The organism is Roseisalinus antarcticus (assembly GCF_900172355.1).
GTDB lineage: Bacteria > Pseudomonadota > Alphaproteobacteria > Rhodobacterales > Rhodobacteraceae > Oceanicola > Oceanicola antarcticus_A.
The window spans coordinates 1-1,484 of record NZ_FWFZ01000120.1 but is presented as its reverse complement, the minus strand read 5'-3'; the positions used below and the strand labels follow the sequence as shown (position 1 = coordinate 1,484).

1 pseudogene is annotated in these 1,484 nt (G+C 66.2%); it reads left to right on the top strand.

Annotated elements, in window-relative coordinates:
- Positions 1-149 precede the first annotated feature (149 nt).
- A pseudogene (locus ROA7023_RS23490) lies at positions 150-1,461 on the top strand (IS256 family transposase).
- Positions 1,462-1,484 lie beyond the last annotated feature (23 nt).

The window sequence follows — 1,484 nt, the reverse complement described above, 5'->3', positions numbered from 1 at the left end:
GGTAGTGTCCCGGGAAGTGGTGTAGGAGGCCGCGCGCGGAGCCTCCGGCGTAGCGCAGTGCGCGGCCGGTGGTGACGCTGGCGGTCACCGTCGATCTTCGGAGAAGGTTCGGGTTGCGAGACCTGTAACCTGAAACGGAGATGACGACGATGACCGACGAGAGAATGGCTTTGATCGAGCTGGTTGAAAAGCAAGCCGATACCGATCTGGTGCGCGAAATGCTGGCATTCGCGGCCGACCGGATCATGGAGCTTGAGGTGGAACTGCGCACCGGCGCCGCGAAGGGCGCGCGTTCGCCACTGCGCGAGGTCTAGCGCAACGGATACCGGGAACGGGATTGGGATACCCGGGCGGGCAGGATCGCACTGGAGATCCCGAAGCTGCGCAAGGGCAGCTACCTGCCGAGCTTCCTCGAACCCCGGCGGACGGCCGAGAAGGCGTTGGTGGCGGTGATTCAGGAAGCTTGCGTTCAAGGCATTTCCACCCGCTCGGTCGACGATCTGGTGAAGGCCATGGGCGCGGGCGGCATGTCCAAGAGCCAGGTCAGCCGGCTCTGCGCGGACATCGACGAACGCGTGACCGCGTTCCTGACCCGGCCGCTGGAGGGGGCATGGCCCTACCTCTGGCGCGATGCCACCTACCTCAAGGTTCGTGAGGGCGGGCGGATCATCAGCCGTGCCGTGATAATCGCCGTGGCGGTCAACGAGGACGGCAAGCGCGAGGTTCTGGGCGTCGCCACAGGTCCCTCGGAGGCGTTCACGGGGCTTTCGCCGCCCCACCGGGGCGACGGTCCCCTTTCACCCTTCTGGACCGACTTCCTGCGCAGCCTCGCCGATCGCGGCCTGCGCGGCGTGAAGCTGGTGATCGCCGACGATCACAAGGGCCTGCGGGCGGCCGCACGCCGCGTGTTCAATGGTGAGCCATGTCGCGCCATCGGTCCGAGCGACAATGGCGAACCAGCAGCGCTGCAGGGTTCACTGGATGCGCAACGCCCTCGCGCACGCCCCGGCCAGGCAGCGCACCGCAGTTGCGGCCATGCTGAAGACGATCTTCGCCCAGGAAAGCAAGGCCGAGGCGCAGGCCCAGTGGGACACCGTCGCCGATGCCCTGCGCGAGAAACAGGACAAGCTCGGCACCTTCATGGACGCCTCCCGCATTCGCCATCGTGCTTGAACCGATGGCGCACGATGGCTCATCGTCCTCGCCTACATGGACTTCCCGCGCGAGCACTGGGTCCAGGTCGCGTCGACAAACCCGCTGGAACGGGTGAACCGCGAGATCAAGCGCCGCGCCGACGTGATTGGGATATTCCCCAACGCTGACGCCATTGTCCGCCTTGTCGGAGCGCTCATGCTCGAGACCAACGACGAGTGGACCGTGGCGCGGCGCTACATGTCGCTTGAAACCCTCGCCCGCGTCACAGACAATCCCACCGTCAGGCTGCCCGCCGTGGCCACCTGATCAAGCTCGAACCTCTCCGAGGG